This is a genomic window from Alishewanella maricola, from assembly GCF_016343785.1.
GTDB lineage: Bacteria > Pseudomonadota > Gammaproteobacteria > Enterobacterales > Alteromonadaceae > Alishewanella > Alishewanella maricola.
This window is the reverse complement of the sequence record NZ_JAEINI020000004.1, coordinates 45,259-71,094: the sequence shown is the minus strand read 5'-3', so window position 1 is coordinate 71,094 and position 25,836 is coordinate 45,259. Positions and strand designations below refer to the sequence as shown.

The 25,836-nt window shown below is 41.0% G+C and carries 13 protein-coding genes; 1 reads left to right on the top strand and 12 read right to left on the bottom strand.

What is annotated here, in order from left to right; all coding sequences use genetic code 11:
- Positions 1-477: 477 nt before the first annotated feature.
- The 9 genes from JAO78_RS07525 to JAO78_RS07485 all read right to left on the bottom strand — a co-directional run bounded on the left by JAO78_RS07525 (position 478) and on the right by JAO78_RS07485 (position 14,902).
- Entirely contained in the window at positions 478-1,914 is a 1,437-nt protein-coding gene (locus JAO78_RS07525) for a hypothetical protein (protein WP_226750763.1), read from the bottom strand.
- A complete protein-coding gene (locus JAO78_RS07520) occupies positions 1,911-6,884 on the bottom strand; it encodes an AAA domain-containing protein (RefSeq protein ID WP_226750762.1) in 4,974 nt (1,657 codons plus the stop codon). Before JAO78_RS07520 ends, JAO78_RS07525 begins: the two co-directional genes overlap by 4 nt.
- 156 nt (positions 6,885-7,040) lie before the next feature.
- Positions 7,041-8,477, bottom strand: coding sequence for a TnsD family Tn7-like transposition protein (locus JAO78_RS07515; protein ID WP_226750761.1), 1,437 nt, complete (start codon positions 8,475-8,477; stop codon positions 7,041-7,043).
- Positions 8,461-9,390, bottom strand: a complete 930-nt coding sequence (locus JAO78_RS07510; RefSeq protein ID WP_226750760.1) for a TniQ family protein — start codon at positions 9,388-9,390, stop codon at positions 8,461-8,463. The genes JAO78_RS07515 and JAO78_RS07510 overlap by 17 nt, the downstream gene beginning before the upstream one ends.
- A 2-nt stretch (positions 9,391-9,392) precedes the next feature.
- Positions 9,393-10,775 (bottom strand): ATP-binding protein, encoded by a 1,383-nt coding sequence (locus JAO78_RS07505; protein ID WP_226750759.1) that lies wholly within the window; start codon positions 10,773-10,775, stop codon positions 9,393-9,395.
- A gap of 13 nt (positions 10,776-10,788) precedes the next feature.
- Positions 10,789-12,867, bottom strand: a complete 2,079-nt coding sequence (locus tag JAO78_RS07500) for a TnsB C-terminal domain-containing protein (protein ID WP_226750758.1) — start codon at positions 12,865-12,867, stop codon at positions 10,789-10,791.
- A gap of 99 nt (positions 12,868-12,966) precedes the next feature.
- Positions 12,967-13,794 carry a TnsA endonuclease N-terminal domain-containing protein gene (locus tag JAO78_RS07495; protein WP_226750757.1) on the bottom strand — a complete coding sequence of 276 codons (828 nt, stop codon included), beginning with the start codon at positions 13,792-13,794 and terminating at the stop codon, positions 12,967-12,969.
- Between the two features lie 320 nt (positions 13,795-14,114).
- On the bottom strand, positions 14,115-14,429 hold the full coding sequence (locus JAO78_RS07490) for a hypothetical protein (RefSeq protein ID WP_226750756.1): 315 nt from the start codon (positions 14,427-14,429) through the stop codon (positions 14,115-14,117).
- Positions 14,426-14,902, bottom strand: coding sequence for a hypothetical protein (locus JAO78_RS07485; protein WP_226750755.1), 477 nt, complete (start codon positions 14,900-14,902; stop codon positions 14,426-14,428). The genes JAO78_RS07490 and JAO78_RS07485 overlap by 4 nt, the downstream gene beginning before the upstream one ends.
- A 152-nt stretch (positions 14,903-15,054) precedes the next feature.
- Here JAO78_RS07485 and JAO78_RS07480 point away from each other — a divergent pair, with 152 nt between their 5' ends.
- Positions 15,055-15,252 carry a helix-turn-helix domain-containing protein gene (locus JAO78_RS07480; protein WP_226750754.1) on the top strand — a complete coding sequence of 66 codons (198 nt, stop codon included), beginning with the start codon at positions 15,055-15,057 and terminating at the stop codon, positions 15,250-15,252.
- A gap of 95 nt (positions 15,253-15,347) precedes the next feature.
- Here the strand turns inward: JAO78_RS07480 and JAO78_RS07475 are convergent, their stop codons facing one another.
- From JAO78_RS07475 to JAO78_RS07465, 3 genes are read right to left on the bottom strand one after another with little or no spacing between them, the layout of a single operon-like run.
- Positions 15,348-21,707, bottom strand: coding sequence for a DEAD/DEAH box helicase (locus JAO78_RS07475; protein ID WP_226750753.1), 6,360 nt, complete (start codon positions 21,705-21,707; stop codon positions 15,348-15,350).
- A gap of 22 nt (positions 21,708-21,729) precedes the next feature.
- Entirely contained in the window at positions 21,730-25,272 is a 3,543-nt protein-coding gene (locus JAO78_RS07470) for an STY4851/ECs_5259 family protein (protein ID WP_226750752.1), read from the bottom strand.
- A 27-nt stretch (positions 25,273-25,299) separates the two neighbouring features.
- Complete coding sequence (locus JAO78_RS07465) at positions 25,300-25,830, bottom strand: DUF7004 family protein (RefSeq protein WP_226750751.1); 531 nt, start codon at positions 25,828-25,830, stop codon at positions 25,300-25,302.
- Positions 25,831-25,836: the final 6 nt, after the last annotated feature.

The following is a 25,836-nucleotide window of genomic DNA, read 5'->3' as shown; positions in this document are numbered from 1 at the left end:
ACATTCATGGTGGTTCCCGATCTGATCATTCGCCAAAACTTACAAAACGCGGATGGCCACCATGAATGTAAAAACTGATCCGTACCAACACTTTTGGACACCTTACTAAGCGAGTACAATCGCTTAACGAGGTGAATAATGTCAACAAAGAAAGTCCGCAAAACTCATACTGCTGAATTTGTTGTGGTTTAAGGCTGACAACAAAAAGCCCACTATAAGGTGGGCTTTAACTTTTAAACGTCTTATTTCCGGTAAACGACTTATTTAATCCCATTAAACGACTTATTTAATCCCATTAAACGACTTATTTAATGGGATCAATTATTGTCAGCGTGTAATTAAGTTTGTGACTAGCCACCTAATAAAATCAATAGGTTAAGCAACACCATTTTTTAATTAAGTTTGTGACAAATTGCAATTCTCACCCCAAAGGCCGGAATTCAATTTTAATTAAGATTGTGACTCGCACCAATACTACTAGCGGCCTCTTGCTATGGAAGCGATAGCTCCACAATCGTTTGGTTTATCAAACGCTGAACTGCCTTCAAGATAGTCAGTTATTAATGAGCCAACTTTTGCAACTGTCTCTTTATCTGTTGAAATAAAACCTATAGGCATGGACACAGGTAAAGTCTCTGGCTGAACGAAATGATAAATGACAACAACTAGTTCATCCTCCAAATGAAGTATCTCAACATTACCGTCAAGAAAACCTTCAACTACCCCCCTTATATATTTGTGGTATTGATCAAAATCATTCATCCACTGCTTTGCAGATCGGAAATCACTACCATCAGATAAAGGAACATAGACAACCGGGTTATATAACTTTTTTTCTTTAGTACTCGCCTTGCTAAGAAAGTCACTAAGACTTGAAATGACCCTATCGCTTTTCGACCAAAAAGAATCTGAGGGAGCAATCCACGTAAAGCTACTACCACCACTATCAGCTTTCTGCTTTATTCTTGTAGTCAAAATTGGTGCAAGAACTTTTTGAAATCTATCCCAGTTATCACTTGCGTATATAGGCCCTAGAAAAGTTGAACGACCTGAAGCACTATGCTCTTCCAAAGCTTGCATGTCACCGATGTAACTAGGATTGATTAAGTTTGTCTTTGAGTCAAAAATTTTGAGAGTCTCTTCATCACCAATCATAAGCATAGACTTGAAGATACTCATGGTGTTGTTTTGTCCCGACAACCTAGACAACTGCATGGCTATCAGCTCATGCACATATTCAGAGTTATTTAATTCTTCATAGTCTTTACGCTCAACTGCTTTACCATCAATATCCATTTGGAATGCTGTTTTTAGACGCAACGGTAGTTGACGTAGTTTATTGACTGAATTTACCGTATATACAGAAGGTAAATCCTTACCGTCTTGAGATACAAGATTAGGTAAAAAGCCTTTATCTAATATTTTGTTGAACTGCCACTGAAAGTGTTTTTCAACTAATCGCTCACTCCGGGATGCATTATTGTCATCAATCTTTAATGCCAATCCCGCTTTCCATGTATCCTTAACGTTGTCGTTACTAAAACAACTAAAAGTAGCTAAATCAAATGAAAGTGATGCTCCACTATCCTGAACTGTCGAAAGCTGAGGGATCTCTCCAATATCAGTAAAATACCCATTAGACTTATCGGTTAAAGTAAGACGACCATCAGCTGATAAAGTAAGTTCTCCCCGCTGAACTAAATCACTTACGGCTTCTTCTGTTTCGAGTCGACTTAAGCCAAAATAAGTAGATATTTGATTTTTGTTCATTGGTGCTAAATGTATAAGCCTCAGCAAAAACTCCCTTATAAACGGCAAACCCTTCTGTGAAATGAAAGAGAATTGGATATTAAATCTCTGTGCGGGCAGCAAGAAGTCAACCTCGTTATATATTACTTTAAAGTCAGACATCATTTCTGTTTCCCTCCCTGCTCCACTGTTAAAAATCTATATCCTGCTTCTAATCCATGCTCATCCATGTAATGAACCACAGAACCCAGTGGAAGATCCTTGTTATTTCCTTTCCACATATTCACATTTCCGACAATCAATAAGCGATCCATAGCTCGAGACATAGCTACATTAATTCGATTTGGAGCTCTTAAAAATCCGGGGCTGTGATACTTATCTGAGCGAGTAAGAGATAAAATAATAATCCTATTCTCTTTACCCTGATAGCTATCAACCGTATCGATTTTGACAATGTCTTTGAAGCCATCGCTCCAAATCTCCTGATTGAACTTCTGTCGGAGTACTCGCTTTTGCTCCGCATACATACAAATAACACCTATCGCAGCTTCGTCTTTACCTGTAAGCTTCGAGAGTTGCCCAACAAATTCTTCATTATCAGATACCTGCTTAAGCACAGAGATAATTTGATCAGCTTCGCAACGATTGTAGATACTTGTTCCACCGCTTTCCAAATGATTAGCTTTTTGTCCAAATTTTGAAGTATCAAGCCATGTAACACTGCTCTGTAATGCTGCAGGCGCAGTGTCATAAACCTTTGGAATTACCCTATCACCATTTCTAAGTTTGCCCTCATAAAATGTCTGGGACACAAGATCTCCAATAGGAGGGGCCATTCGGTATTGCGTCAGTAGCGCGGCACTAGCCTGCTCACCGTATTTAGAGCTAAATGCACGAGCAAAATCACTTCGCAACACTTCATCAACCTCTGTACGCAAATTGTTAATGCCGAGTTTCCGTGCTAAAGCAGCCTTATGTGCGTCAGAGTATAAAGGCGGGAGCTGTAAGTGATCGCCGACTAATAACACACGTTTCGCTGACTGCATAGCAATCGCTAATTCACTAGCTATAGAACGCGCCGCCTCATCGATAATCACCCAATCATAGATATTATCCTGGATCCCAATATGCCCTTGGCCAATTCCAACACAAGTTCCAGTTACCAGTTGTCTAGAGCGCGCATAAAACTCGTCGAGGTTCACTCTTTCACCTGACAACGCATCTTGCATATCACGTGAAATCTTCGCTAATGCTCTTACCCTACGTACTTCATCAGGCCTGACGCCATACTCTCTACACAGCTTGTAAATTAGTATTTCTTTTGCGTCTGATATTTTCGTATTTGTGTCCAACGAAATTCCAAAGTCTGTGCTTAACTTCGAACGAATTGAGATATCAAGTTGCACAGCAATTTCTTTCAATTCCTTTATGTCTTTTTCGTCTCTTAAATCATTAACTCGATATAACAAAGTCTCAAGATGATCAATTTGCTTAAAAAGTTTAATTTCTGCAGTAACCATAGTCGAAATGAATTCTGGTTCTAAACCAATAGCGTCACTTAAAGCTTCAACACGATACTTACTTTCTGCATTAAAAAGCTCACGCCTTTCGGTTGTAATTGCATTGGAATAGACATCTTTCAAACCGGGTGAAACAGCGCCTTCACGATTACTAAATCTTACAACTTCAAGAACAGTATCTAATCGAGCACAATGCTTTCTTATCCTTTCAGCAGCTGTATTTACGGCTTCATGCGATTGACTAACTAGCAAAATCCTTCTAGTGTTCTGCTTTTCAATCAAATAATGCACAAACGCGGCTATAAATTCTGTTTTTCCTGTTCCTGGTGGTCCTTGCAACAAAGACAGCGGGCCGTTATCTACCAGCTTGGTAAATGCCTCTCTTTGCTGTTCATTTAGACTTATCTTATTTCCATGGTGGTCTTCCCTGTCATATCTTGCAAAATCAGCGTCACTTACTGAGATACCGTATGTTTGAGCAGCCTTATTGCAAGCAGGATCAAAAAGGTCAATCAATTCCGGCAACACACATTCTCGATCAAGTATTCGTTCTAATGCTCGTTTACGTTTTCGATAAGAAGCTTTATCCTGTTTCGTTCGAAAATAAACAATGTCTGAGTCTGTTAATCCATAAGCTGCCGCACGCGTCTTTATTAATCGGATCTCTTTCAGCGCTGACTTCTTGAGCGAAACCTCACCAATAAACCGCTCGACTCCCTCGCCATCAACTAATAAAGCCTCTACTTCATCACTGCTACTAAATCCTCCAAGCGGATCTACGTCTGCCGAATAAGGAAGTATGAGCTCTCCACGCGCATCAGCAACAGAAATAACTTCACCACTCAATTCGATATTTGGATAAGACTCCGTTTCAGTATCCAAGATCGCCCGCCATAGTTTTCCAGTCGGGATCTCTAACGTCTTATTAATGGTTTTCTCTGCAGTTTGCGAATCAATCCTTGCGAATGCTTCTTTTAGTTGATTCGTCAGCACTTCCTGATTTTGATCCTGGTCTTGCTTTTCATTTCCCAACGAAATCAGCTCAATCGCTCTAGCAAAGGATTCATCCTTGCTAAGTAGCTCGGTAAGCGAAGACAATTCTTGAATACGCCCAGGTATAACTCGAATAGCTGAGCTAATCTCAAACTGACTTTCGTCAATGTCCTGTCTGCGAATTGAAGAGCGGGATCGCGGCTTGAAACCCATCACAAACTCATTCTTATGTTTACAGAACATCGCTGAGAAACTACCACCAATACCGGTGAAAATGACTTTAACTTCTGACGGCTTTGTGCGGTTTGGCTCAACTTTAATATATAAATGTCCGTTGTCGGGCAATATGGTAATCGAATCGTCTGCATTGCCTGCTATTACTTCAATCAACGGCTGTTCTGACGATTTACAATCAGTAAATAGTGCCTTTTTGAAACGACCTAAATCCTTAAACCCAAACTGCTGATCTTTTAACTCAGCTTTTACTGCATCCGCTATGTCAGGAAATAACTCTGACTCGTTTCCCCATTCCAAACCGAGCAATTCGCAAGACATTTTTATTACTGCAAAATTGTCACGTTCATATGAGGTACAACCATCAATATTTTCAGGGCTGTATAGGTGATTCTTAGGCTCTCCCCCAATTGGAGCGAAGTCAGGAATATCGACGAGATATATAGAAAGACTATCGATTATCACCATCACGTTTCTTGGGTGAATATCCCCGTGCGATACTCCCAAAGTATGTAAGTGCTCAACTGCAGCGACAAACTTCCCAATGATCTCTAGCTTTTCGTCATCTGAGATTACAATTTCGTCCCAGGTGATTCCAACCACTTGGTCTGTTACTAGATATAAACTTGAAGACTTAGTAGCAATCCCGAACTCACGAATTTCAGGTAGGAAAGTTGGTTTTAAGGAATATAGTTTATCTAGCTGCTTCAAAAACTTAAGCACTTGAAAGTTTGCGGCGATATCATTACTTTGGCTTCCAACATTTAACCAGGCTTTGACTAATCTTCCACCTGACAAGTAAATTTCTTTCTCGGCATTTTCAACTATAAAATCATTGTCCTCCCTGTACTGACGTGAGTGATTAATAGCATGCCGATACGGATCAAGCTCAGTGTCATCAAATGTGGGGATTTCTTTTGCATCCGGTTCGGCGCGCTTTAATACATCGAAAAAGTATGATGCCGAAGGAAAATTCCCAGCAACAGCATCTAACAAAACACCTGAATACCAATGCTCATCGTTTAGCATGTCATCCTGTACTGTTTCCATACTTTTAGGAGACATCCGCTTACCACTAAGTAAATGCCAAACAACTAATCCTAAAGCATGAACATCTTGCTGGAACGGCGTCAAATCAGAACCATCAAGCATTTCCTGGGCTTCAATGGCACCTACCGAAATACTCTGACGATAATCACCTACTGTGCCTATAGGTTGGTGGTAGGCAGAAATAAAGTTGGAAAGTGCGATCTCTTTTGATGGAGAGATCCACAAACTATGGTCGGCAATGTCCCTATGAGCGATTTTTATCTCGTGCATATCTCCAAACTTTGCAATTAATAATTTAGCGACATTTAAACGATCTAATTCAGAAAAGTTTTTCCCATATTTTCCAATAAACTCATTAAACCGCACATGCCCAGGCGGAAGCTCGTATATTTCACAGTACTCTGCCGTTACGTCATCTTTTTGAAAGCTTGTTAAAGAGCGTAGACAGTGATTATATAAATCCCTGTTCTGGTGATTAATGTACTGTAAGACTTCACGTTCCCTAGATACTATTTCTGCCCTTCCTTCAGCGGTATAAGCTTTTTTTCCCGAGACATTTTTAAAGCTCCATACACGCAGCAATGCCTCGGTATTAGTCGCCGTCTCGGGTTTAGCAATATACTCTTTGTATACTTTTTTCGGATGCTCAAAAATTATCTCTTTTGCTTCGTATCCATCAACACGCAGTGCCTTCGGAGCTGTTTGCGGCCCAAGAAATAACTCATCAAATAATGGAAAGTCTTGGTTCAAAACCTGAGCATTCGGATGCGGCCTGAATCTATCGTTAAATACCTTACGATCTGCAAATGTGAGAAAGTCTTCAAGGGAGAGAGTATGAAGTAACTGGTCTTCGGGTAACTGACTAAAATCTGCATCTCCCGTCATTACCACGAAAAAATGTACATGGGGTACAAAGCCTTTATTAGTAAAACGATTAGCCACTTTAGATAATTTATTGTCCAGGGTCTGCTTCTTTACACGGGTAACGCTCACTGGAGAGCGCTTCATGTTTTGGCTACCCTTGAACCAAACATCTCCTTTAGCCGTCACTGAATGGTGGTTCCAATCTTTCAACTCGACAATTATAATATTGCAATGCGTTACAATAATAAGGTCAAACTCACCATCATGTTTTTTGGAGTCAACAAAACGAAATCCAGCATATCCTTTCCATGGAAACATTTTGTCATTGCGAGTGTTTTGTAACTTTTCTCGGAAAGTTCCGCCTTGAACAGGTTTATTTGATGCAGAAACTTTATTTGAAAATGCCGCCTGAATCTTATTTATCGCAGTCACTTCTTGTTCTTGTAAACCGCCAGCCCAAAATTCAATATCCAATCTTATTCCCTCAAGTACTAAGGCTATTTCTCTTGAAATTGCTATTTCACTAGTCTGCCATATAGTTTCAAATTGGGGAATTTTTTACGAGAGCTTTCTAGATAGATTTAAGAGATGAATTAAATGCGAGGAAAAGCTCAAATAAAACTTTAATTGTCAATGCAACCACCGCTGCTCTCGCGGGGTTTCTGCCGGTAGCTGCTGATATAGCCACTCGGAATCATTTTTATAAAGCCAGGTGTAAGACGCTCGGGCTGCTTTTTGCACGTCAGTGCGGCGCCATGTAGATTTTATAGCGAGAAGCTTTTGAATAGCATCGCGGTGCTTTTGCCGTGTAACTGATAGACGCATTTCCTTTCTTTGCTTACCGATATCAGGGTTTTGCGCCAGAATTTGCTCTACTGCTGCAACACTACAAGATATTTTGTTAGCGATTTTTGCCGTGCTTAGTCCGTCTGACAGCAACTGCGTAATAAGATCACGCTCTGCACCAAATAATGTTTGTGGCCGTCGCTCTATTTGAGCACCTTGTTGCAACGCTAGTTTCTTGGCTGTTATAACTGAGCAATTTAGACGCCTGGCGAAGCTTCTCAGGCTGCCATGTTGGTCAGGTTGGTATATCGGCACTTTTGCTTTAGGGGCCTTGCCTGGTAAAGATTCGGTTTTTACTGAAACAGTATTAAACTGCGCATAAAATGCAGTAAAGCTTTTCCAGCTATCAAATAGATACGCAAGCAATAAAAAATGTTTAAGTGGCGATAAAGTTTTTGATTCCGCGTAGCAAAATGACTGTAGATACAAACCAGCCTCATTCTGCAGTAGATCTGAAATCTCGGTTATGAACAATAATGGCTGCCAAAACGCAATAAAACTTTGCTGCCACTTACTTTGACGCACCCTGCCCTGTTCAGTTGTAAAACCTGATAATCGCAATTTTTCAACAACGCAATCTTGGTAACGTTGATGATCAAAACCAGCAAGGGGCTGTTGCCAGGCATCTCTGACAAAGTTAGCCAATAACGACGCTTCAGTTGTTAACTCTGCGCTGGTTTCACAGTGATTAACCGGAAAAATAAAATCTCTCCGAGCGACAGCTCTCTCCTGCAATAACAGTTGATGCTTTAGGCATACGTATACGCCGGGTAGCTGGTGCTCAACATGCCAAAATGGAAAACCATGTTTTGCTTCATCCAGTGCACAGCAATGGGGGCAATAACGTAGCGGAACGTTAAGTTTCATGCGGTTGGCAGTTGTTGATAATAGTTTATCCAGCTCGTCAGTTTTTCCACTAACCATTGCAGTCTGGGCAAGTTGATATACTCCTGCGCTTACAAGTGACCTGAAAATGGGCAGAATGGAATGATTTTCAATTAGTATATAACCATTTATTCCAGTGAGTTCCGAAAGCTCGGGCACCACATTGCAAAATGCAGATGCCAACTGTTTATGCTCTGAGCCAACCAATGCTTTTATCGCTAAACGCGAGCTAGGATAGCCAGTCTGGATAACGCAGCGCCCCAACCAACTGTATAGCGTTTCATCAGGCATTACGGGTAAATGAAATATCAGAGTTGCATCACTCAATGTCTTCAATCGATTCTACCCCAAGGAATTTGAAACCCAACAACAACGACACCGGAGGGACCTTTCGCTGATAAATTGCCATCTTGTATAGATCGAGGACGTTGTGTTTCTTTTCGATCGTATTCGGAACAAAATACAGATTGGCTCGGTGTTTCAAACACCAGCAATGAAAATCATCCTGCGCGGCTGCAATCTTCTGCCAGCCTATTAAACCACAATAAGAAGCGCGACCAGAAAAGCCATATCGCATTGAATGACGATGAGTAGGCGTTTTCAAATCGCCAGCATCATTAAGCAATTGTAATCCAGTATTTTGTACCCAGTGAGTCACCTCATTATGCTCAAAAATTTCGGGTTCTATAATTGCGCCGCATTGGGGACACTTGCAATCTGGGATCGGATACTCCTTCAAATCCTTAGTAACAGCATTACAGGAGCAGCAACGATCAATTAATCTATACTCTAAATGCTTGTCGCAGGTAATTGAAGTATGAAGTTGATGAGAAACCCGCCAAAATGCCGTGCCAAATTGTCTCTTATCTTCATGCACACACAGTGGGCAGTAACGCCAAATTTGAGCGAACGTTAACTGCTCAATACATGGGATCCGCGGCCAAGTCCGGTCATTTATGTTGTTCTCTAAAGCGGCAACTACTTTTTGATGTCGCAAGCAGTGGCTAAAAAAGCCCATCAAAGAGTGATTTACCAAAAATTTTTCTCGCCCCGTTATTGACAGTGATTCTGGCATATATAGCTGCATAGCAGAGTGCATCAATACTGATGGCGACAATGGCACAGACTTTCCGAAAAAACGGCGTTGAGCATCTTCGAGATTTTTCATCCCCGTAAGTAGCAAGCCTCTGGCAACGCCACTAAGCATATGTTCACAAGGGAATAGCGTTGGTATGAATGACAATTCCATTGTTAAGCCATCCCCACTTTAAATTCCGTAGTGCTATTCACTTCATCATTTATAATTGCCGAATGCGAAAACATTGGGTTGGGAACAGTTGTTAAATCAGATTTAGCCGCCTTTTTAGGTGTCGCTTTCGGCTTGTCGGGTAAGATCGACGGACGCTTCGAAAGGTTTTTCTCATACTCATCGAGCATGCCACGTCGAAAGCAACCCAAAGCATAGTCAATCAATCCAAATTGATTTTTGTATACCGACATTAGCAGTTTTACATCATCTGTAGATGCTGAAGTTGCCCCCTTTTTACCCGCTAGCTGCATAAAAATCTCATGGTACTGCTTGGCAAGACGCAACATGATTGCCGGCAAACCGCAACTTAACAGATGAAATTGGTTAATAAAATCTGATGAAAGCTCAGAGCAGTTAAGTAGCGACTCGGGCGGGAATAACGCTTTAAAAAAGTTCGCAAACTGGGGAGAGTTTTTAGCAACAGGTTTAAACTGTATTTCTCTGTCATTCAGCATTCGCCTAGCTATTGTAATGTCAGCACCACCGTTTTCAGTAAAGTCAGCTCGGAATAGTTTAAGGCCTGCTGTAGTAGTGCTCAGCAACATAGGAATGCCAAGCTTGTTGAAAATAGCTTCAAGTACAGTCATGGAAGGTGTGTCTTTGCTTCTGGCGTAATTTAGCATGAACTGCATTTCATCAATATGCACCAGCCCAAGATCGTGTGTCTGTGCAGCTAACTGCATTCCGAGTATGTGCTGATCCACGCTATCCCGATTACGCTTGGACCAATTAAGGTGGTACTCTGTCCCCAACGCTTTATCTACAGCATGAAAAAAATTTAGCGCTAAAGCTTTAATACTGGGTGTTGCAGGCAGATCTATTGATATCCATAGCAACTGAGATTGCTTATAAGGATTCCCGGCGTATTCCTTGTGATATATCACTTGCGGTATGCCACCCAAAACCATTCTAATTCCTGAAGTCTTTCCGACACCCGACGCGCCATGAACCAGCATAGTTGGAGCCGTAGTCATTACAATTGGTGCTGTTTGTTTTTTGTCTTTGAGCGCAACAGCCAACGAATATTTAAGCCTATTGGAATCAACATTGAAGGGATTTCTAAGACGATAAGAGTTTAGTAAATGCCCGACAAGCTTCTCATATAATATTTCCAATTGTGCTGCTGGAACGTGAACTCGATCTAATGCTCCTAGTGCAGCAGTACGAAAAATTACCGATAATTGCCAATAATCTGGTGGGCACCACAGAAGATTTCCCGACAACACATTTTCCTGGAATTCTGGTGTACATAAAAAATGTAGAGCCTCAACTAATGGATTACCTTTTGAATCCAAAACTGGCAGAGATTTATATGTTGCTTCCATGTCGAACTCCAAATCAAAATAACTCACCATCAATGTCATACAAGTCATCTTCCGCCGACGGTTCTTGCTGAGTATTGGCGGGTTGAGTTAGCATTCTTGTTAACATAGCCCCTTCGGCATTACGATTCTGCTGTTGCTGCGCGACTTTCCTTTGCTTAATTCCAGGTTGCATCGACCGTCTCTTAGAGAGACTCGTTGGAGCGAAATTTGATTCAACTGCAGATTTATCAATCAACGCTCCGATTTTGGAATCACGTTCCGCACGATGATAGCGTTCCTTTTCTTTTGCGCCATGCTCAATACATGTCTCTTCAAATAGTCGATGTTCAACGATCTCCCACGGCAGGTTTAAATATCGGCTGTCGTTGTTAATACGCTTCAAATCCAATCTGATAAACTCTCCGCTTTTAGCTTGATACCAAAGGCAATTCACATAGTCTTTTAACCGTTTTACTGGGATTTTGAAGCGCTTTTTAATTGCAGTGGTAAACATGCTGGCAATAAGTGAGTGATCAGAGATGTATTCCAAACCACCGAAGTTAATTCCGTGATCCGTTACTGTCGCTTCTTCCTCGGGTAAAAAAGCCCAATAGACTTTAGCTTGCTCATCAACTTTTGTTGGCCGTCCCCCTGCCATATTATGTTGTAAGCTGTGCAAATAAATTGCCTCTGGACATATATCACATCCGTCTATCGCAGCTTTAAAACCAAGTTTTTTTAGACGATTGGCAGACTTGTTTTGAAAGATGATTTCGTTGATAAGAATGCCAACTACTTGCTGGTAGGTGTAATTCGCATCATTTGAAGGGTGGCTTTCAGTTCTATCTTGCTGTTTGAAAATCGAACCTTGTAAGTGGTGAACTAGGCTGTCATTTAATACCCCGAAAGTCCGTTCAACAGTTCCTTTGCAGTCGCCTCTATAAGCAGCAGCAAGATTGACCGCGGAAATACCTAGCAGACTCTTAAGTGCACTAGAAATTACGCAGTCTTTATATTCACGACCATTGTCAATAGTAATTTCCCTGGGAATATGATGCGCTGGCCAATCACTTTCAGAGATGTCCAATCCGTATCGTCGCGCAAATTCAACTTTATCAATACAAGCGTTTGCAAGCGCCTGAGCAACACCAGACCAATCTGGGCCTGAGAAGCCCAAGTACATACCAACAATCATCGAGGAATACACATCAACAACTAGATAAAGTACTGGGCGTCCTACAGTCAATCCTGCTTTGTACGGGTAAGCAACGTATAAATCCAAAACCGTGGCATCGACTTCATAGCGATGTGTCGCACCTACTATTCCATCACGAGCAGATCCAGTTCTTGCTGCAATATCTTTTGCATATTTAAGATGACCATGTTGGATCTTAGCTAACGTTTCAGCATCGATAAGTTTTCGGAAGTGATAATAGAACTGGTGATAGCTCAAGCATTCACTTCTAGCAAAAGGTAGTGTTATTTTTTGTATACCTCCATCGCCTAGGTCTCGCTGCATTTCTGTACGTTGGTATGTAGCATCAAATAATTTGAACGCAGCTTGGATGGAAAATTTCTTATTGGCGGCTTTAAACTTGTTAGCAATAGCGAGGATCTTTGTTTTGTCTGCTTCACATATGCCACGTGTCTGATCCAGAGAAAATTTTGATTTACGTCCACGTTTTACTGTAATTTCTTGCACAGTTTTATATTTTGGACTGTGAGTACCAGAATTCTTCAATCTAATGGGTAGCAACGCATTTTTTGTCATTCCCAAAGCTATGTATCGGTTAAGCGCACGATAGTAAGCAGATTTATTAGCCCATCCGCCGGTACTAACTTCGTCTAAAATTTGCTGACTTATTCCATTACCAAATAAGTATTGTTCAATCAAATCGGGAGTGATAATTGAGCGCAGTAGAAGCCAGTTTGAATCTCTTTTCTTTAACCAATTAGTCCGGCCTTGAGACTCCAGGGTCCTGTCAGAAAAACTCAGCTCCGGCGGCAAATCATACTCCTGCTCAATCAAACTATTCTCAATACAAAAATTAGTGAGTGCTACACGCGAGAAAACAACTGGCTTTTGAAAATCTCCTTTAGCTATTCTAAACATGTTGGATAATGCTAAGTACTGCCCGCATTGGCTAATAGCACAAAGTCTGTATGATTTATCGTCACTAAAAAATCCGCTTCCAACAAAGGGCATAAAATGTCACTCTAATTCGATTGGAAGATGTTTTTGCAAGCAGGAGGAATGAACTAAATTTACCAACTTGTTTAGAACGCAGAAATAGAACAATTGCTCTGCAGTAAAGTGGTCAATGCGCATTGCTAATGCGCTCAACTTCAGTAAATTAGATAAGTTTATGTAGCGATTTTGCTCCCATTTGTTGTAAAACAAAGCTGAAAACTTTACTGCCAGCTCTTGATCAACTGATTGTTTGATGCCGATTTTACAGAAATTAATATTCCAAGCCCATTCTTTAGTCATCTGCAGCTCAGTTATTATACGATACTCGATACCCCGGCGTTTCCAATACTCTTGTTCAATTTTCAACTTCTGAATAGTACGCGTAGCTGACTTTAAAAATGCACTGCATGTTGAGTCTGAGTATAGTTCAGAGCTGTATTTGAACGTGTAGGCAGTTTTTTTAATGGTATTAGCGCCAAATTTATCGACAGCTTGAGTGACAATAAGAAAGTCAGTTGTCATAACACTTAGCTGACTTGTTTTGTAATTGCGCGGATGAACAACGCCAAACTGTTTAGCGATGGCAAGAGTGTCGGTTATATCTAACGCATATTGCTCAAAGACACTTACGGTGCGAGGATCTGAGACCATAATCTCATAAGCTCTGCGCTCACCATCTGATAGAAGATGTACCTCCCTTTTTTGAACGTCGCACCAAAGCCAATGCCTTCGGCCAAATTTATTAACTTTTCGAACAGTTAAATATGGCCTATACATTTTTTCATTTATAGCGCGCACCCATGTATTGTATTTTCCAATATCATTTCTATTTAAAATTAGCTCGTTCATAATAACCTCCATGCCTTTATTATTTGATCTTAAAAGCAGAGCTGTCAATATATATATTAAAATAAATTAATCAAACCCACCTAATTACAACAATATTAATAAAAACATCAAACAAAAATCATAAAATTATAGTGCGCAAAAAGTTAAACCCTAAGTAAAAAGAATAAAATAAAAATACTATAACGCGCACAAATTAACCATTAAAATAATATTCAACAAGAAAGGAAAACCAATATTATAGCGCGCACAAATCTAAAAAAATAAAACAATAACGCACTATAATATTGAATGCAGACAGCGTCCTTGCTGACTAACCAATGTTAATGTAGCGTTAGTGACAACGGTACACTCAGAGTAAAATCGTCCAGAAAATGCACCTCGTTTTTAGCCAGCGCCAACTTGTACAGTTGCTGCTCATCCGGATCGGTAATTAACTCTCCTACTGCATACACACCATAGTGCGTATAAAATCGAGCCGTTTTGCGATCGAACCGCACGATAGGAGCAGTTTTGATCAGATGTAGTGGTAAACCATGCTCTTGGCGCATGCCATAGGCGTAGCTCAGTCCCCGCTCTCCGTATTTCACAATAAAATATTGCGCCAGAAATCCCTGATGTCGTTTTGAATTGCTCATTCGTAGTACTCCTGCCCGGTTTGATCTAGAAGAAAACGCACGAACTTGAGTTGCATCTGGCTGAAACTTAAAGTGAGTATGCAGCTGGGGCAGCAAGCGCAATTTCTAACCCAGTAGAGAACCGCCTCTGTGTTATCAGCCTCTCGGCCAGATCCGCAGATTGGCACCAGTAGCGTGCCATACGGGTCAATTTTCAGTGCTGTCATCAAGCTAGTAGCAAGGTTGCTTGTTTGCCGGCGAAAGCGCTTTTTTAAAATCTCCGCTCGAATTGCTGACGGCAGTTCAACATAATCACCATTACCATTTGTTAAATGAAAGCCTCGTAACCATGCATGGTTTTCCTCATTCATGTGATTCTGTGCTAATTCGTCATTGGCCCTAACACATGTCGATACATGCCTGCCCGAAGCTGAAGCCGCAGGCAGATATACCGTGCCGTTCTTCGCCGTTGTCGATTGCAATAACTTTTTCATGGAAATAACTCCTTAAGTGCATTATCCTAAGTAACAGAATCACATTCAGTAAGTTAAAATGTCATCCTAAATGAAATTTAGCATCGCAAAATGATATTTGCAAGCGCTTTTTGTCATTTAAAATGATTTTTTTTTATTAGGGGTAGCAAAAATTGATTAGATGTCACTTGGCCAGACTTATGGGCGAGCATAAGTTGAAGATTGTGGACGTTGCACGAGAAACCGGTTTAAACAGGAATACAATAACCCTTCTTTATAAAGAGACAGCTCAGCGCGTTGATTTTGAGACAATAGATAAACTCTGCGAGTTATTTAACTGCAAAGTTGAGGATTTGTTTGAAAGGTTTTAAGCTCTAACTTTATTTATTGGCTAATTAAACTTCTGCGACCAACTTTAAAGTGTTTAGAAAAGGCACCTAGTTAAGGTGCCTTTTGGAATAAGCGTCTAGTTTCCTTTGTGAACCACGATATAACTGCTTCCCCCAGCTGACTCTAATTCAAAATCCCAGGTTGACAGATCCAAGCTGGATACATCGTCGAAGTTAAATTGGCGTCGACTATACGGGCGTCTAGTGGACCAATAGCCCATTCCTTGATCAAACAAAAACCTTACTCGTTCACCATTCTTAAGTTTGAGCATTAAACATCTACCATGATCAATCTGATTTTTATCGGCAAACTCAGGATAAACCGAAATGTCATAGTGGCTGCTTGCTACCTGAATAAAGTCATTAACTTCATCAGTATCTCTGAAATTATCGGCTATGCAATAAGGTTTTTTTTCATAAGCAGGGTGCGGATAAGAGGTAATAATTTCAAATTCATTTACTCCAAAAGCTTGTTTTAAGTAAGCAAACATTGAAATTGCGAGCCCCATGCTGAGGGGACTGAATAAATATCTGTCAGTATAAGAAATTTGTTCAATACCTTCGGAAAAAAGCTCTGCAAAACGTGGAACTTCATCCTCGACCAGTTTAAATAGTGCCTCACCAAAACGGTCAAAAGGTACATTTACCCTTATTGATAAATCATCTATCAAGGCAATATTGCTCTCTAATTCAGAACTTAGGGCAAGCCTTTCTAAATCAAATGCTCTGGTTTGCAATTTAATATCTAAAGGCTTCGCTGCAACCAACGACGATTCCTTTGCCATGCCCCAGTTCGCGTTGCATGAGGTTTGCGATATATCGTCGGTTGCGAACCAATAATCTCCGTCAGTAAACTGCATTCTTAATATTGGGTACGCATCAAATAACAACTCAACGGGGTGATCATAAACCCCTAATTCAATATTCGGCGGTAGCTTGCACCTAAACTGCCAAGCAAGATTTGGAGTCAGCGTCAAACTAACTTCTTCAGACATCAGAAGTCTTATGGGTATTCCTCTGAAATCTTGCAATTTAGCTAGAATTGAAGACTCAGCGAAATCCCAATCCGCCGAAGAAATAAATAAATCAATGCATCCAGCAGAGCGACCTTTAAGAGACAAAAGTTGCTCAAGGTTGTTTAGCTCAGGGATCGACTTATCTCCAAAAAAAGCCCGATTCTGTTCAACTTTAAATCTCTTGTGGAATTTTGTTTCTTCGAAGAAGTTAATCAATAATTTTCTATCAAGTTTGTCGGCATGATGCTGAGTATCATAATCTAAAAGACAAGCGTGACAGTATGCATCACAAGCAGCCGGACATTCATACGCAAATTTAAATATCTCACTAAAAAGCTGGGGCAGAACCTCAGGAATAGAAGACGCATACCCCGCACCCTGTTCAGCTGTATCGTAAAGATAAAGACTAGATACTGATTCATTACCGATAGAAGCTACGCTTCGGGAATACACCGAAATACCTAACTCAGCGGTCGATATGCCCTTTGTAAAGCAATACACCTGCCTCAGAGCCGCTCCTAAAGTGAATAGCAATTTCTTATCGAATATCCACTCATTCGTAAGTGGATTACGAAGTTGTAACTCAAACATACTTGTCAAATTGCTGAATCCGAGAACGAATGGAGTTCGCAACAGCCCATCTTGCTGTTCAGCAGCGCTGACTTTTATACTCCAATCGCTCTTAATACATTTTGTATTTCCATCTTTAATGGTGCCAGAAAGCCTCAGATGATCGTTACTACTCAACAAGCGACATGGACTTTCCAAATCTATTAAAACCCGCCCATCCGTGCTTTTGACCGCTAACGGCTCCATCCGGCCACAGCTCCAACAGAGTGCGTATCCTCCTCCATTACCATTATTGTAATAAAACAAATTACCGTTATCGGAAACTTTAAACCGGCCAAACTCAGGCCTATTTAACGATTGCCAAGAAGCGTCGGTTAAAGAAATTAAAGGCTCTATGTAGGGCGAATAATGAGGCTGAGTGTAATCATTATGGAGCTGAGTCGAATAATCGACTTTAAAGCCATCGGGTACAATGTATTCCATAGCTTTAAGTTTACTCGAGCCGCAATCCGGACAAACTTTAATATCAACGCCGCCATGTATCTCTGCCTGACAAAAACCGCATTCGTCGCAGTGCACAACGTTACGCAATTTTTGTATTTTGTATAACTCGTGCTGATTACTTGGTGTATTCCAGGACAGCTGAAGCCCCATAGATCGATACACTGCACCGTTTAGTACTATATCGCTTCCAGGTGAATACTCCCGGATAGCAGTAGCAAGCCCTCTTGAAGGATAACCTTTTATCTCTTTTGAGCGCTCCATCTTGTTATTTGTGACAAGCTCTACAACATTTATAGGGAAGCCATATCCTGGTAAAAATCCCCTTGAAGTTAATTCACTCAATAGAGATTCTTTCTCCATTGATTCTTTTTGCTTTGTTAAACGCCGTTTTGCTCCCGAATCATCTGATGCAGATCTCTGAATTTCTTCAGAAAGTGCATACCATCTTTTCAGCCAATGCATTGAGGCTTCAGTAATCTTCACTGAGGAATTGTGGATCAAAGAGGCTGGCGAATATCCTGCGAGCCCACTACCCATGACTAACAATTTCAAGCGATCAGCAATATCGCCGTTATCAACGGCCTCTTGTGACAACCAATATATAAAACGCTCATATAGTGCAGTGTCAGTATCAGAAGTAAAAAACTTCCCAGCTTTCAACTTAGGTAGATTCTCTTTACTGAACTTAGAATTGAGATAAGTAGACAGTAAAAATGCATTGATATGCCTACTGACAATTGGCGCACTTTCCAGGGCAACTTTCGGCACTGGAATGGGTGTATCGAAAGGCCACTTGGGATTAGCAAAAATTCGTTCACCATGGGGTGTAGCCTTGCAAAACGTGAAGACAACGGACGTACTTTCCCCACGGCGACCAGCTCGACCTGCTCGTTGAAGGTAATTTGCAGTTGATGGTGGAGCGTTATTCATTGCCACCATTGTTAAGGAACCAATATCAACGCCCATTTCCATAGTTGTTGAGCAGTTTAATACGTTCAAAAAATCTTTCTTGAATGCCTTCTCAAAAAGCTTCAGATTGGTAGTGTACTGCTGGGCAGAGTGCTCTGCTGAGCGCAACATTGCCGGCGGTAAAAACACTGCATCAGCAACATCTCTCCAGCTACCTTCATTTTTTCTGGAGAGAATAATTTCGTTATTTCGTATCCAATTACGTAAGTTTTGTGAGCTCTCGCTTGTAAGCATATTTGCATCGGGATGTGGAATAGTCTGAAGCTTAGCCTGCACTAAACAATCTTCTAGTGAAGTTTTAGTGTTCATATAGGGCGACATATCTCTGAATGTTGTGTCTAACCACCTCTTTGTAATAGGACACAACGATGCAGTTTTAGCCAGCTCGAAAGACACCGCTTTAGAGAATTTTAAGTGAAAACCCTTGCGCCACTCCCTAGTTTCGTCTTTATAAAATTCAACTATGTTTTTCTTTTTTAATGTTTCCCATGCAAATCTCAAGATAGTGTTGAAAAGCTCTGGGTCGTCCTTTGCATCTTTCTTACTGTATAGTTCCAGCATACGCACTAACTTGTGCTGGTTACCCTTGTTTACAGATGGAAAAGCCCAGACAGCCTTATTTTGTTCTTCGCTTATCGCTTCAAAGTCAGGACCTTGTAAAAGTCGGGCATACAATTTACCGCCCATCCAGTTCACTTGATATGAATGAATATCAACGAGGGTGTTTTCCCGAATATAATAATCCACAATAATTTTGAGGTAATTCTTCCAATCATCCAGATTAAGACCCAACATCAGCCATGTTGGACACCCTACTCTTAACTCCTCCTGTTCAATGTTATCTAGGCCTGAATAAACTAATTTAACTAACCCGAGACTTTCCAGGTTGTTGGCATTTTTGGGCCTGCGCGCAAATTCTCGAAGCAAAAAGAGCTCTGCAAGCTGTTTGGTGTTGTCAAACTGGTTATCTCTATTTTTATATTCTCCAGGTAACATGTAATCTTCAACATCAAGCTCGCCAGACATTAGTTTAAGTTCATCGGTGTTGGCTAAAAGCACCACTGCGTCGACCCAAGATAACCTGAACGATTCTTTACTTAGCTCTGTTTCTCTTATCTTAATTAGATCGATTATGCTCTTTTGGGCGTCACCTTCCGGGATGAGTTTCAACGCATCTTTATAGGCCTTAATTTTTGGATCACAGTCAAAATCGACAACTGAGCTTCGAGTCGCAATTTCACGGTAAATTTTAGAGCGACACCACTTTCGCTCAGAATCTAGCTGTAGTTTCGCTGAAAATCTTGCCGTCCCTTGCCTGCTATCGGTAAAGGTAATAAGGCGGGAGCCAACAAGAGAGTCTTCATTCTTACGAGGAATATGGCGTAGTAACTCAGGAACAATATTTGCCATCAAGAATGGCGCACCTAGTAGTGCCCTTTTAAAAGTTGAATTTGGCATGGTCTCAGTAGCATCACAACAGGCGCATCGTAGTGGCGAGTCCCTGTCAGCTATCGAGTATCTAATCGGTATTCCGCTATCAGATTTAACTTTTAACTGTTGTGAATCCGGCGCTAAATTAGAGTCAATTGCAGCACCTACAGACTTGAAGCGAGCTAAGTCGCTAGAGTGAGAACTAAAAACCTGAACATTATTTTTTGTTTTAAACTCCGGCTGATTTGGTACATCGTCATGGTCATATTCTATATCATCTGAATATTCATCAAGTTCATCTTGATCTCTAGCCTGAAGTACTCGATTTCCCTGAAAATCAATAACGAGCGATGCTGCAAGAGAAGGCTCCTTACAATCTTTGCAGTGAGTCAATTCATAAACCGGGGCCCCACACCCTTCTATACATTTGTGTCTTTCAGTAACGAATACTCGGCCAAAAGGCCATCCGGCCTCCAACTCCGTTCCATTTTTATGCGAACAATTAGGGTCTACACAAGCCCACAACCCGCGCTGCGCTCGATGAAACAAATGTGCTCTAAGTGGAAAAAACGCTTCAAGATCAGCATTTCCATCCGGATAAGCATCTGTTGCAACATCGATTAACTTAAGCGCATTATCTCTGTGTTTCGCCTGTATATTTTCAACATCAGGATATAGGTCTTTTGCTATCTCATCTAACGTCATTGGTGAGTGAATTAATTTCTGTCGCAGACGCCTCATTAAAGGTATCTGACATAACCGTTGATACGCATCACCACTGCTCATGCTCTCAAGCTCAGAAATTGAAATATTTCCTTCAATATCTTTATCGTCAGGAATTGATGGTATAAATCGCTTACCTCTAACAACAGAAACTTGGCCAGGGGCAACACCAGCCAGGCCTGCAAGAAACTCTTTTAATAGCTTCTCTGTCTTTTCCCAATCTTTCGCATCACCTATTGTCGCAGAAGTGGCAACAAATCTTACATCCTCAGGTTTAACATCAAATGCAATCATTGTTCGACGAAGTAACATCGAGATTTCGGCAGCTTGTGTACCAACCAAAGTGTGTGCTTCGTCTAAAATAATCCATCTAAGCTTGCCTTTAGACTTAGCCAAGATTCCCCGATCAACCGGACGCACAAGCATGTATTCAAGAATTGTGGAGTTCGTAACTAGTATTGGCGGCGGTGCATTCCTAATGTCCTCTCTATACTCCACTTTTTCGGGCTTATGCGCTTTAAACGCTTTAGTCGCTTTTGGCGGAGCAGTATTTTCTGTCTCCCCTGTGTAGAGGGCATACCTGATTTTTCCGTTAAACCCTCGAGTCCAAGCACTCAAGCGCTCTTGCTGAGAGTTGATCAGCGCATTCAATGGATATAGCATAATGGCTTGAACACCTACAAGCTCAGAATCCTGCTGCTCTGCCTGTTTAGCTAAATCGTTAAGTAGCGGAACTAAGAAACATTCTGTCTTACCTGAGCCAGTTCCCGAAGTAACCACAGTAGAGCGCGGTTTATCTTGATTTAGTACTCTCCAGGCTTCTAGCTGATGAATGTATGGTGGTCGATTCCGGGGCCAGGTGTAATCCTCATCAATATCAGCAGCATATCCCAAACGAGTTTTTCTTTGTTCCTGGTCCTTTTTCTTTTGCTTTTCAGTATATGGGGCAAAAGCACCATCCATACAATCAACTAGTTTAGGGGAAATCTCATTTTGCTCAGCCAACTCATGCATAGTCTCAATAGCAGAATGCCAGCCAAAAGTTGCCTCAATTACAGGGTCAGCCAAAAAGCCATCGCTAAACAGGTTTTGTCCAGAAAACACTGTACGCAGGTAATTACGTAAACTCGCATGTCTAAAATTTAATTGATTAAGCACAGCATCAACTGACACCGATGAAATTGAGTTATACAAATTTGCCAAAGAAATGCTTTTTTTCGCCATTTAATAAACCTACATTTATTACTTAACCAACCACTGTTATTTCTGAATTGCAAAAAGCCGAATAGGCTGCTCCAGCAGCCAATGACATAACCTCTTGCATCCACCCTCGGTCAAATTGTTGAAGTTGACTTAACGCAAAACTCAGCGAACTCATTGCCCAGGTCGGCAGTGGACGCTGAAAAACACCCAAGTTATAAAAAGCAACTTTTAGCGTCAAATCAACTGTTAGCTTATGCGCGCGTTTTACAACGTCATTTTTTTCCGAAGCCAGCTGAGATTTGAAGAAGCCACGAAGGTCACTAGGTAATGAGGACACTGGCCAGTACTTTTCTGTGCACTCAATCAGTTCCAGATCTTTTTTAACTGACTGAGATATGCTCATCAGTTTATGCTGATGGCGCTCAAATAACTTATTACGCGCTTCCAAAAACTGATTGCCAATAAAAGAGTTTGTATTTCTGCACGCCTTATTCGCCCAAAGCTGTTTGTCAGGTGTATACGTCACTAACGCAATATCAACCAAGATAGCGAAATACGCTCCCTTTGAAATCAGATCATGAAAAAGTCCTCGCTGAACTTCTGCATAAATTGCAGGAGCAGCGCGCCTTACCCCTTCTAATAGAAGTTCATTTTTTTGCTTCACTATCTTGATTGCTTTAATCCAATCCTGAATTGAAATTAGAGTCCATTCAAAAGGCAGATAATCAGCAAGTTCCCACACCTTATGAAACTTGGTTTTGTTTCTAAGTAAAAATAAGGTCAAACAAGAGGGATACGCCATAAGCCGCGTAAGTGCGTGAAAATTGGCTGGCTCAATTTCATTAATTAAATCAATCAGGCTGTCAAAATACTGCCAGCCTTCGTGGTCAGCATCATTCGCCATTTTGGATAACACGCGATCCAACGTCGAGTAATCTACAGCGCCCTTACGTTCAACCTTTTTTAGATATTTAATTGCATATTGAATAGAATCAACTTTTAATCGTTCATCATAGTCACTAATTCCCTGTGACGAATGAAAAGCGGATTTAAGTGCTTGAGCCAACGCTCCAAGATTTTCAACTTTTTGTCTGACAAGCGGTATCTCAAATTCGATGACCGTCGGTTTAATACTGTTTTGACCTGGCGCCCACAATAACCAACGCCCATATTCTGCAATCTCAGGCAGTGGTATTTCTATGTAATCACCATGTCGATCGATGCACTCGAGCAAGTAGCCGTCACTGGTGAGATCCCAAGTAGGGCTCAATTTCAAATTCCAATTTTTAAAGTCCTTGATCAGATGTAATGATTTTCTGATAAAAGCCGATTTACCGCGGATTTCTGGAGAGTATTTGAATCTTGAGATCCAAGGTAACTGGCTTTCCATTATCTGACCGTTTAAGAAAAATGTTAAGCGTACTGCGTCTTCAGGGTTTATTCCGTGCCGAAACAACCGCAGTGCAAGATTTGCTACTTCTCTTGTTTGTAGCGTTTTATATGTTCCCGAGGCAGTAAGAGCAAATTCCTTTGAAACCGTTGTTTGTAACTTTCCGTCTGAGATCAAATCTGCTTTTACCCGCAACATTTCTGTATCAGACTTTAACTTAAACGTGCAGTTGATAAGGTCCTCAGCAGTTAATGCACCAGAATCATTATCCCGATATAAGTGGCCACTTCGCGTTAATAGAGAAATGGCATTTAAATCAACAGGTAATTTAAGCTTGACTATGGTATCGGGGTTATCAAGCCAAAACAGGTTAAACTCAACACTATCAGCTAAAAGATCTGTCAACTTGATCTCTAAAAATGTAAAACCGGCGATATCTTCAGGCTCGCCCACCATCGAGGCAGTTTGACTAGAAACTAAACCAACCTTTGCGTTTTCCAAGCCTGAAAATTTTACCTCAAAATCACCTTTTCCGTTATGAATAAGTTCAACATTAAATGCTTCATGTAGGTAAACACACTGATGTATCCACACCACCTCGCCCTCTATCGCCCTTACGATGGCGCCGATACCGCAACTATCTTTAACCTCAAAATAGGGCCTTGAAACGCCTTTGCCATTTACCCAGAAAAACTCATTCTTATTTAAAATGGCATCGGTCTTTGACTCATCAATAACAAGATTAGGTTTACCTATGTAGACAGGTTTATCCGATATAACATCTAAAAAAACTCTGCCCTTAACATTTACATCTTCACACTTAAGTTGATTTGCATTCGTTCTGACATGGAAATCACCAAATGTAGATGGAATTCTTACATGCCCTTCAACCTGATATAGGTTTCGAGCTACAGAACTGACATTTCCAATACTTTTTACCTTTGCATCCTTGCTACAACCTATAGGTTCAAGGCAACTTGCAATCAACAAGGTCGATTGAGTGCTCCTAAGGCTGGCACTTCCGATATAGTTATGGTTCTGGCTGTCAACCTCAAAACTCCAAGGGGCATGCTCGTCTAAACGATCGCCATTACGGTAAGTGCCCGCACAAACGCATTCTCCGTCCGAATAAAGTTCATACTTTAATTCTCCGGCCGCAGCATCACCTGTAACTGCATTACTTATAACTGACACTATCCACCTAGGATTAGCGCCAGTTTTAAAACTAAAGCTTGCCGCTTTGTGTCGCTTTCCCTCTTCGGTGATGGTGACTAATTCAAAAAAGTTCGGCAGTGACTGAACAGAAAAGACTCTATTCAAATCCGATGGGTGAATAGTGTGGTTTACATAAATCTCACTTACTAGGTTAAATATATTGTCACGTTCAGTGAGGTAACGCTTTAATCTAACCGGGTTCTGAGAACGTCTAACAACTTCGCTTGTTCTTTTAACTAATTTGTAAATTAGCCTTTCAGCTTCCTCGTCAATGACCAGAAAAGGGATTTGGTCGCGCCAATTAGGACTCTTCATTTCTAGAGATGCTAATGGATCAGAGGTTTCATACAGCTGAAAGCGGTCTCTAAGCTCAATAAGATATGAAATCAATGATGATGCAAGCTCAGCAAAAGGCTGCTGTCTTAGCGTCTCTGGCAAATCAGACAGTTTTTTCTGAGCAATATCAGTCACTGAGCTCGAATAAGAGAAAGTCGCAAAGTCATCTAGCACGTTTTCAAAATACTCGATTAAGTGCGAATGCGACATGCCCAGTAAATCTGCTCGCGGAAAACCGCCATGACAATACAAGGTGTCCAGATATCGGTAATTTTGAGCAAAATGTATGGTGATACCTAATGTTTTAAGCCCAGCTTTTACGCAATCGACAAGAAGCGCTCTACTGCTAGTGTTGTAATCTAAACAGATGCTTGATGTAACACTTTCCCATGTCGGACGAGTGCGGGTATTTCGCTGAAGCCAGGTCGAAATGTACAGCACAAGTGGGCATGCCAGACAACTTGTGTGTCTATTGAAAAGTAAGCTTGCATTGGTAGTAGAAAATAGACGCTGCAAAATTGTTTGCAGGTTATCAAGTTCCTGGTCAGTTATTTTGTATGCCCATAATGGACTACCTCGAAGCACATCACGCCGACTTTTAAATACAAAAGCCGTCCACTCGTTAAGTTCATTTAATGCTGTCACTTCATAAATCCTTTTATGCGCTTAACTTCAATGCAATATACTGGCTATAAAAGCCCTTGCTTCACACTCGAGTTGTAACTCCCGGAATTTTTTCTGCCGTGAGTAATTTGCTGCCATCCTGGGCGGCATGCATTCTATTAACACCTGATGCACACCAAGCCGTTTGATGTATTTTTTTAAAATGGCTTTCTGCTTATTTTCTTCGGCCACCATACCTGCGTAAAGAAACGTCAGAATAAATTGCACCTCATTGGGCTCTTCATACTGTTTTGCCATGCGAGTTATGTTATTGACTACACCACAATTAATATCATTTGTCACTAATTTGAACACAGTTAGAAAATCTCGATATAACCAAAATCGTTGTAATGTCGTGGTATATTTTTGCATCAAGGAAAATACCTCCTCATCGCGGATGGCATGGGCAAAACCATTACGCAAATGATAAATGCACCAACTATCAAACCTGCCTTGTGAAAATACCAACCGTGTACCATCCAGCAAATTCGAGATCAGAACCGCTTTAGCTTCAAATTTTTGATTCACTAAAAATGCCATAACTCG

What these genes read in the sequence shown, in the direction of transcription:
- JAO78_RS07525 (WP_226750763.1), bottom strand. Translation starts at nt 1,914, where the DNA reads ATGATGTCTGACTTTAAAGTAATATATAACGAGGTTGACTTCTTGCTG.
- JAO78_RS07510 (WP_226750760.1), bottom strand. Translation starts at nt 9,390, where the DNA reads ATGGAATTGTCATTCATACCAACGCTATTCCCTTGTGAACATATGCTT.
- JAO78_RS07505 (WP_226750759.1), bottom strand. Translation starts at nt 10,775, where the DNA reads ATGGAAGCAACATATAAATCTCTGCCAGTTTTGGATTCAAAAGGTAAT.
- JAO78_RS07500 (WP_226750758.1), bottom strand. Translation starts at nt 12,867, where the DNA reads ATGTTTAGAATAGCTAAAGGAGATTTTCAAAAGCCAGTTGTTTTCTCG.
- JAO78_RS07495 (WP_226750757.1), bottom strand. Translation starts at nt 13,794, where the DNA reads ATGAACGAGCTAATTTTAAATAGAAATGATATTGGAAAATACAATACA.
- JAO78_RS07490 (WP_226750756.1), bottom strand. Translation starts at nt 14,429, where the DNA reads ATGAGCAATTCAAAACGACATCAGGGATTTCTGGCGCAATATTTTATT.
- JAO78_RS07485 (WP_226750755.1), bottom strand. Translation starts at nt 14,902, where the DNA reads ATGAAAAAGTTATTGCAATCGACAACGGCGAAGAACGGCACGGTATAT.
- JAO78_RS07475 (WP_226750753.1), bottom strand. Translation starts at nt 21,707, where the DNA reads ATGGCGAAAAAAAGCATTTCTTTGGCAAATTTGTATAACTCAATTTCA.
- JAO78_RS07465 (WP_226750751.1), bottom strand. Translation starts at nt 25,830, where the DNA reads ATGGCATTTTTAGTGAATCAAAAATTTGAAGCTAAAGCGGTTCTGATC.